The organism is Spirochaetota bacterium, assembly GCA_026414805.1.
Lineage (GTDB): Bacteria > Spirochaetota > UBA4802 > UBA4802 > UB4802 > UBA4802.
The window spans coordinates 1-9,046 of the sequence record JAOAIH010000095.1 but is presented as its reverse complement, the minus strand read 5'-3'; the positions used below and the strand labels follow the sequence as shown (position 1 = coordinate 9,046).

The window sequence follows — 9,046 nt, the reverse complement described above, 5'->3', positions numbered from 1 at the left end:
GAGACAGTTCCAATAGCAGGTATGGAATTTATGCCAGAGTATGATGATGCACAGCTTACTGTTGTTGCAAAACTGCCTGTGGGCACTAATCTTGAAACAACTGAATCAATAATGAAGATAATAGAGAAAAAAGCCCTGGACGTATTAAAGAAAGAAGAATATGAAGTTGTAGCGGTGAGGGCAGGATATGGTGAAGGGTTTACCGCTGCATTTGGCGAAACTACCGACTATACCGGCAAGATTGAGATGCGGTTGGTACAGCCAAGCAAGCGCAAACGATCAAAAGAAGAAATCCGCCAGGCTTTACGTGAGGCATTTAGAGGAATTCCCGGTGTTACGTTTAACTTTTCATTGCAGGGAGATGCAGGTGGTAGAATATTAGGGATGGGTGGAGCTACAATTTCAATTGAAGTGTATGGCTATGATTTTGAAAAATCTTCTCAATATGCTCAGGATATCAAAAATGCTATTAAATCTATTCCTGGTTTGAAGGATATTGATATTTCACGTGAAGAGGGGCTACCTGAAAAAGTCATTGTTGTAAATCGTGAAAAAGCATCAAAGATGGGAGTAAATGCGTATCAAATAGCCAATTTAATAAAAAATAATGTAGCTGGGTACACGGCTACTCGCTACAGGGTTGAGGGCGATGAGTATAACATAAATGTACGGTTGCGTGAAGCTGACCGTGAGACAATAGAGCATATTAAGTCTATTGAGATAAACACGCCAATTGGTAAACGGGTACCTGTTGGCAATCTTATTGATATTGTGACAAAATCCGGTCCCTCCACTATTGAACGAAAGAAACAGGAACGCGTTGTGTATCTGAATTGCAAAGCAGAAGGCAGAGCGCTGAGTGCTGTTGTGTCTGATATTAACAAAGCCATAAACAAAATACCAAAGCCAGCAAATTTTGATGTTGTGATTGCGGGAGCTTACAAGGATATGCAGGAGACGTTTCAGGATCTTGTGTTGGTATTGGTGGTTGCTATGGTGCTGACGTATGTTATTATGGCTGCGCAGTTTGAATCAATGCTGCGTCCGTTTATTGTAATGTTCAGTGTACCAACAGTAATTTTTGGGGTATCCATATTCTTGTTTTTAACAGGGACAACGTTTAATGTTATAACATTTTTAGGTATAATAATGCTTGTTGGTATTGTAGTGAATAATGCGATAGTTCTTGTTGATTATACTGATATCTTGCGAAAACGCGGGTATGGCATACGTGAGGCACTAGTTGAAGCAGGTACCAAGCGACTGCGACCTATCATGATGACAACATTAACTACAATACTGTCATTGATACCAATGGCTCTTGGACTGGGAGAAGGCTCAGAGCTATCGGCACCCCTTGGGCGAGCAGTTATGGGCGGCATGAGTACTTCATTTATCTTTACCCTTGTATTCATTCCTGTTATGTATATGATTTTTGAAAATATGCGTGAAAAGTATGAGGCAAGAAAACGTAGGTATTAAAAGTCAGAGGGTTAAAAGTAATTTTAATATTCATAGGAGATAGTTATGGTAATGCTATTTGTTGTGTACAGCAACGCCGTTGATGATGAGGTTGTGGAGATAGCAAAAAAATATGCCAGTGGCTATACCAAATTTGTTGATGTGCAGGGTGAAGGAAGTAAAGAACCACAATTAGGCACCCATGTATGGCCAGGCTTGAATAACTGTATGATGATAGCTCTTGAAAATAATAAGATAAAAGACAACATTGCAGAGGAACTCAATACATTAAAAATAAAATTCAAAGGTATTGGCATAAGTATGTTTGTATTGCAATTAAAAGAGATACAGTAGATAAATTTAAAAATGAAAAATATGTTTACATATAATCTTGAGGAAGTAGTAACTTTACAAAAATATTTTAGAGTATATGTACGTTATTTCTTGATATTGGTTGTTATTATTTTACTCCAAAGCTGTTATCTTGGATTGGAATATTCTCCATATTCAACGGAAGTAGATTATGAAAATCTAAATAAAGAGAACATTGCTCGTATAAAGGCACTGGAATCAAAATCTAATAATTACCGAATTGCATTAATAGCTGATACCCATCGTTTCTACACTGAAACCGAAAAAGCAATAAATATATTAAATGCGCAAAAAGATCTGGATTTTGTATTTATTTTAGGTGATATTACTGATATTGGATTATTGTGGGAATATAATATCGCGTATGAAATATTTTCAAAATTAGATTATCCATTTATTGTTATTGTTGGGAATCATGAATTTCTTGGAAATGGTGAAACTATATATAAAAAGATGTATGGACCATTAAATTTTCATTTTACTTTTCGTGGTACTGAATTCATATGTTTTAATAATAACAACTGGGAAAGTGGTGAACCTGATTGGGCGTGGTTAGAGCAGACTGCTTCTTCTAGTAATGCAGCATATAAAATATTATTAGCTCATATTGATTGTTCACAAGTATCAGAAAGGTTTAATCAAACACAAGTAGACACATTTAATAATATTGTCAAAAGCTATTTTGATTTAGTTTTCCATGCCCATGATCACATTTATAGTATGAAACAAATTGACAACGTCCCACGTTACCATGTTGGAAGTCCACAAAACAGTATTTATGTCATATTAGAATATAATGATCATACCCACGATTTCAGTGTTGAGCCATGTACATTTTAAGAAATAATTGGAATATACTATTCACTATTTTGATTATAAGTTTATTATTTTTTTTAGCTTATGAAAATTTTGCACATGGACAACCTAAAGAACAACAATGGTATTTTCCTGATTGTTTTTCGGCACAAACAGGGGGATATATTGGATTTATAGCAATAGGTGTTGGTTTTTTATCTTCCAATAACATTTGGGAAAGTACTGTTTTTTATGGATATTGTCCTGCAAATGTTACAGGTAAAGTGATACATACCATTTCTTGGAAAAACATATTATATCCTTTTACCTTTGATTTTTCATATAATAATCTAATAAAACCACTTTATTTAGGGGTGACAATGTTTTATGTGATGGATAAAAATGTATACTGGGAGGAATCCACTAACTGTCCTGACAGGTATTATAACCCTACTGGGAGACACATTGCGTTAAGTGTTGGTATACAAATGGAAGGAAGAAGCAAAATGATGGAATTAAAACATGGTTTTTATATTGAGATAACAATGCTTGATACTTATATGAAAGCATATTTATGGGATGATAATGATTATCTAAATTTTGAAGATTGTGCAAGTATGGCAATTGGGTATAAGATTATATTTAATTAATAATAAAAAAAATTTATAAATTTAGTAATAATTTCAATAAAATGATTATATTAAAATATTAAAAAGCTAACTAAATATATTTAGTTTTAAAAGTAATTTGACTGTACGTAATCCCTATCTTTTTATACACATATTTCTGGTCGGCTTCATCCTGGAAGCTGACCAGTTCTATACTTTCACTGTACTGTTGTTTGAGCCAATCAATGCAGTGCTTTGCAAACCCCTTCTGAATAACAATGGGGAAGGGATAGGCAAATTCCTTATGTGAAATAATTGTATAATTTTCAGGATTTACAAGTAGTATGGGATTAATACATGCATAGTGTTCCTGTGCGCGTAAAAATGTTTCCAGCGTTTCAAATAGCTGAAATATCCGTACTGGTAATCTGTCGTATGTGTTCTGAAAGTGCATCATGTGATAATAAAAGGTGTCTTTTGTGGCTGCTAGAAGGGTGCGTGCAATAGCGCTGTCATCCAGTATATCGTTATATATACAAACAACGGAATACAGCATAGTATGAAATTGACAGTGAGAAAGGATGGATTGCAAGGCAAGGTCTATTTGCGATGAACTATCGCACAATATATAAAAAATGAAATGATTTGTTTGCATGGCATTGAAAATATGACCTGGCAAGGTTTTATGTTTTTTACAATTGATTAGCACACTGCTGGTAAGCGTGCCTTTTTTATTCATAATAAATGAAGGTATGAATGGTGGATTGAATACAAAACCCGTTACATTTTCAAAATACTGTGTTATTGCATGGAGATCAGTTTGTGAAAAATTGAATCCTTCAATAAAGTAGTACGGTGGGTGATGCATAAAGGTAGCGCCTTGTTGCAGTGCTTCATCATACAGGGCTGTTCCTGGTAAAACCATAAGTGGGTACAGTTCAATTTCGTTGCTAAGCCCGTAATCTAAAAGTTTGTCAATAGTGTTCATAAATGATTCAGGGGTGTCGGTGGGAAGGCCGGGTATAATACCAACCTGAAGCTTAAATCCAGCGTCTTTAAGGCGCACAATGCCTTCAAGCTCCTTTTGTGCATTGGTTTTTCGGCCAATGTGATTAAGGCAGGCCTGATTCATTGTTTGCAGGCCAACCTCTAAGCTATGAAAACCTCCCTTTTGTAACAGAGCTATTGTTTCTTTTGTGATGCGGTCGGCTCTGATTTCAGTATGCAGTGGTATGGTGTTATGTGATTCTATGAGGGCGTTACAGTAACTTACAAAATGGTTTGATTGATTAAACGTTGGTGCAAGCAGGTATATTTCCTGAATGGTGTCTTTTTTTGCCTTGTGGATAATTGCTTGCAAGGTATCGGCAGGGAATGCTCTAACCTTACTAGTATTTTTTGAATACAGGCAGTAATTGCAGGTAAACGGGCACCCGCGAATTACTTCCACGCTGAGGCTTCCATCATACATAGGTTGCAGGTATCCCAGTGTATACGGTTCAACCAACTTTTTTAAAGGCACAAAACAGCTGGCAGGCTGAATAAATACAGCATTGCTATTGATGGTATGAAGATATTGGGTATGGGTGTTGTGCACATAGTGGTCAAAGAAAAACTCCCCTTCGCCAATGATAAACATATCTACTTCAGGGTGATGCTGCCTGAGGATATAGGATTGCAGCTGTATTTCAGGACCGCCAAACAGTATGGTTACTGTGGTCAGAGCCTTTATTTTTTGCGCTATGGCACAAGATCGTTCCACATTCCACAGATAGCAGGTAAAAGCTACATGGGTTGGATTATGGTGCAGTATGGTATCAACAATCAGGGGGTCAGAGCCAAAGTTTTGTATTGTTTGCGGTAATTGTATGGCCTTAATGTTTGGGCGATAGTTACTGAGACAAAATGCCTGCAATGTAGCAGGGGCAGTGGGGATATTGCCAGCAATGTAGTTATAGCCGTGATCAAGTAGCGGAAGTTGTACAAATACGATGTTCATGATGGCATAATAAAAATAATACAGAAAATATAGCAATGCTTTTCTATTGATTCATACATACTGGGTGCGCTTGAACAGGTTTGGCATTGATGACACTACAAAAAAGATAAGAGACTTAAGCGATATTACAGGGAAATGGAGTGAAGATGATTTTAATGAATTTACTGGAAAATTCCAGCATCACTAATTTTTTGATAATATATGTTGGTTGCAGTGGAAGAAAAATCACGATAGTCTAACCATAGAGGCAATGCACCATACGGTGAACTTCCATCGTTATAATACAGTAATTGTAAGAGGAGAGGATAATCATATCCAAATGATGTTGGGAAGGATATAATAATTCCATTTGCAGCCCATTGGGCACTTGGAGTTGCATCATATCTTTGCATATAGATGCTATATCCATTGGTGCCGTAGTGCCTTCCATCAAACCAGGCTATGTAAAAATTATCAGCTGCAGAGGTAGTATCAGCCATTGTAATAACAGGTTGAACACAGTTATAATCAGCAGTATTAGACGATACTACAATAGGTCCCCACGTTGTTCCACCATAGGCTCGTGCTTCAATGTGGTAGTAAGTTATTCCACCAGTGATATGAGTGTTTCTGTAAGCTATAATAGCTGTGTTTATTTGGCCAGTAACTGCATCAATAACCATTGTGGGATTATAACCGGTAATATTTCCGCTGTCAAATGTAATTGTCCCATTATTGCTATTTATTCTAAGAAGCCTGAATTGATTCCCTGCTGAATTTTTAGCTAGCAAAAACACATCGCCAGTACCACCGGTGTTTTTAACTGGAGCTATCTGCACAATAGAATAGCCAGTGAGTATACTGGGTCCAGGATCTGAAGCTTGGTCGGCATCTGTTCCCCAGGTTGTAAATAATTGACCCGTTGCTGTTACCTTTTTTGCGTAAATATTGCCTGCTTTTTCGTAAAAGATTATTGCATTACCAGCTTCATCACATATTGCCTTAGGGTTGGAATTTATACCATCGGTACATACAGCAAAAGAATATAAAAGTGAACCATCTGCAATGTTGAATACCTTTGCCATAACATAATCGCTTGTATCAATATAGCTTACAAGGAATGCACGCTTTGTATATATTATATATTTTTGATTGGTGGCGGTAAATATATCAGCTGAAAGCGTTAACTGGGTTGCACTGTTTACAGTAATGACCATTGCCGAGATGTTAGCATCAATATTAAAAACAATGTCACCTGGATTAACTGACCATCCTGTGAAATTTGCATTACTATCGTTTACAGTAAAGCTTGCAACGCTTGTACTGTAACCAACACCCTGTATAGTAACACCTGCTGGCATTCTAATGATAGAATAAATATCGCCATTATTCATAATATCACCTGTAAGGCGCAATGCATAATTAGTATCTTTTGAAAGATCGACAGCTTCAACCTGAGCATAGGTTGCATTAGTTGAATTATTGTTTTCATTAACAACTATGTCGTCAGCAAGCACGGTTGTTCCTGGATTAAATGGAACAGAAGGATCTTTATCCCATAGAGGATTGGTTACGCCTTCTGATGTAAGAAGTGAGGAATGATTGGTATATATTGTGTATGTATCCCCATCACTTAAATTGGTAAGAGTTCGATCAATTGGAATAAAATAGTAACTGCCATTCCAAGAGCCTGAGGCTTGAGCCAATCCCCATTCATCATTAGTTAGATTATAAATGATATCACCAGCATTTACTAACAAAAAATTTGCATCAGTGGACGAACGAATTTCTGTAGAGGTTGTTCCTGAATTGGCCGTTCCGCTAAATGAAGTATCAAAATCAGCAATAAAAAAATCAAATGAAGTTAAATTTGCCCCATAGCTACTTTTAAGCACGTACTGAAATATGTCTATAGGTGTAGTACTTTGATTTGCAATTGAATAAGAATTCCAGTTAATATTTGGCATTGAAATATTGGTAAGCAACAAGTCACCACTGGTAAGCCAGGGGTATATTGAAAATTCAGTATCAGCATCGTACAAAAGATTTGTGGCATCACCATTATCGGGCATGTCCGCAATTCCTTCTGCAATTATCTGTGGCTGTTCAAAAACTAAAGTGGCACTGTAGATAGAGCCTGCCTGTATGGTAGCTATTGCAATGCCTTGATCACCTGCGTCGTTTGCCGGGTCTGGCCAGTGAAAAGCCAAAGAACCTGAATTATCAAACACCATTTTTGCATAAACGTTGCTTCCTTCTCTGTACAAAACTATAGCATCGGTAAAACCATCAGTTATTGCAACAATATCTTCTTGGGTATTGGTATGGTTTACTATAGCACTGCCGTTTGCTCCCCAACTAGTGTTTCCTGACGAATTAAAAAATTGGCCATAAATATCACTATTTCCCAATTCATTACTTACCCAGAAAGCGTATGATGCAGTATTTGTTTGTAAAACAATCAACCCATTTTGGTCATTGCTTGCATTTGTTAATGCGCTATTATTTGTGTTATCTGTATTTGTATATACGCTTAGTTCCTGAGTGGATAGAATTTCAACGGGGGTTGCTCCGTTAGTATCTATGCCTGCTCTGATATAATAGAGTGTTCGTGATGATAATGAAGGTATGGTAACTGTGTGAAGCGTTGTAACAACGCTACTGGTATCTTCTTGCACGTGTGTATCACCCGTTGTAACTGGGGTATTTATATCATAAACAGCATAACATTGATTTTTGGTGACTGGTTTTGTTGTAACAAACTGTATGGTGATGCTATCACTGGTAGCGCTATCTATCCACAGTGCGCTTATGTCTAATGGAATTGTAGCAGGATCAGGTTCAGTAGTAAATGCCCAGGTATGATTGCCATCTAAGTCAAGAGAATTGCCATCACTGTCTTCAATGCTTCCTGATAGTGTTACGGAATATAGTGTGTTATAATTTAAGGTATCAATTGTGAGCCTATATGTTTTAGGATTCATTTGTGTTACTGATGATGCAGGTCCACTAAAACCAAAATTTGCTACTGTTAAGGTTGAAGAGTCCATATCTTTGGTGAACGTCACTTCAACAAATCCAACATCGCGACTAACGTTTGTTGCACCAGGTTGTGGAAAGCGGGATATTGTTACTACTTTTGGCAAGAAGTATGAAGAATCATTAATACCAGTGGTGAATTGTGAAGTGTAGTTAGTAAGGAGTGGATTGCCATCGCTATCTCTTACTGCGGTTGTTACTGTTATATCAATTATTTGATTATAGGCAAATTGAGCAGGATTGGTTATGTCTATAATAATGGCTCTGTTATCCTGTGCAGGGGTAACAGTAAATGAAGTAACCGTTGTTATAGTGATGGTTGATGGATTTATGGTAGAAGTGTCAATTGGTTTGTTAAAAACAATAACAATGGACGTATCAACAGGTATATTGGTACTTCCATCTTCTGGATATATTCCTATAACCTGAGGGGATAAGCTTCCTGGGTCGGTAGGAGTTACGTATTGGTATACTGGATTTGGGTTTACGCTGGGTGCTTGAGCACCACAGTGTATGGCAAATGGTATTATGCAACATAAAAGTACTGCTACTAAGTAACTATCGCCCCTATATTTTATTAAACGATTCATATTATAAATTAATATTTCCATAATTTATTTTCATTTAATAAATATACTGTTGAAATGAGGAAAAAAGCAATAAATTTTATTGGATATGTACACAATATATTATTTTTTAATTACTATTTTTTGAAATGAATTGAGTATAACTTTACCATCTGATGCGCGCTTTGCATATATATGAATATAGTATCTGTCTCTTATACACATCT

At 36.5% G+C, this 9,046-nt stretch carries 6 protein-coding genes; 4 read left to right on the top strand and 2 right to left on the bottom strand.

Annotated elements, in window-relative coordinates; all coding sequences use genetic code 11:
• The 4 genes from N3F66_13875 to N3F66_13860 all read left to right on the top strand — a co-directional run.
• Positions 1-1,482, top strand: a 1,482-nt coding sequence (locus tag N3F66_13875; GenBank protein MCX8125232.1) for an efflux RND transporter permease subunit, incomplete at its 5' end; no start/stop codon positions are given.
• Positions 1,483-1,527: 45 nt separating this feature from the next.
• Positions 1,528-1,815, top strand: coding sequence for a hypothetical protein (locus N3F66_13870; GenBank protein MCX8125231.1), 288 nt, complete (start codon positions 1,528-1,530; stop codon positions 1,813-1,815).
• 21 nt (positions 1,816-1,836) lie between these two features.
• Positions 1,837-2,673, top strand: a complete 837-nt coding sequence (locus N3F66_13865) for a metallophosphoesterase (protein MCX8125230.1) — start codon at positions 1,837-1,839, stop codon at positions 2,671-2,673.
• On the top strand, positions 2,661-3,278 hold the full coding sequence (locus tag N3F66_13860; GenBank protein ID MCX8125229.1) for a hypothetical protein: 618 nt from the start codon (positions 2,661-2,663) through the stop codon (positions 3,276-3,278). Before N3F66_13865 ends, N3F66_13860 begins: the two co-directional genes overlap by 13 nt.
• 70 nt (positions 3,279-3,348) lie before the next feature.
• Here N3F66_13860 and N3F66_13855 read toward each other — a convergent pair whose 3' ends face one another.
• Together N3F66_13855 and N3F66_13850 are read right to left on the bottom strand one after the other, a co-directional pair.
• The gene (locus tag N3F66_13855; protein MCX8125228.1) at positions 3,349-5,235 is read right to left on the bottom strand and encodes a radical SAM protein; all 1,887 of its coding nucleotides are present in this window, start codon (positions 5,233-5,235) and stop codon (positions 3,349-3,351) included.
• Between the two features lie 161 nt (positions 5,236-5,396).
• Positions 5,397-8,843 (bottom strand): Ig-like domain-containing protein, encoded by a 3,447-nt coding sequence (locus tag N3F66_13850; GenBank protein ID MCX8125227.1) that lies wholly within the window; start codon positions 8,841-8,843, stop codon positions 5,397-5,399.
• Positions 8,844-9,046 lie beyond the last annotated feature (203 nt).

Excerpts from the sequence above, each read along its gene's own strand:
- N3F66_13870 (MCX8125231.1), top strand. The coding sequence starts at position 1,528 with ATGGTAATGCTATTTGTTGTGTACAGCAACGCCGTTGATGATGAGGTT.
- N3F66_13865 (MCX8125230.1), top strand. The coding sequence starts at position 1,837 with ATGTTTACATATAATCTTGAGGAAGTAGTAACTTTACAAAAATATTTT.
- N3F66_13860 (MCX8125229.1), top strand. The coding sequence starts at position 2,661 with ATGTACATTTTAAGAAATAATTGGAATATACTATTCACTATTTTGATT.
- N3F66_13855 (MCX8125228.1), bottom strand. The coding sequence starts at position 5,235 with ATGAACATCGTATTTGTACAACTTCCGCTACTTGATCACGGCTATAAC.
- N3F66_13850 (MCX8125227.1), bottom strand. The coding sequence starts at position 8,843 with ATGAATCGTTTAATAAAATATAGGGGCGATAGTTACTTAGTAGCAGTA.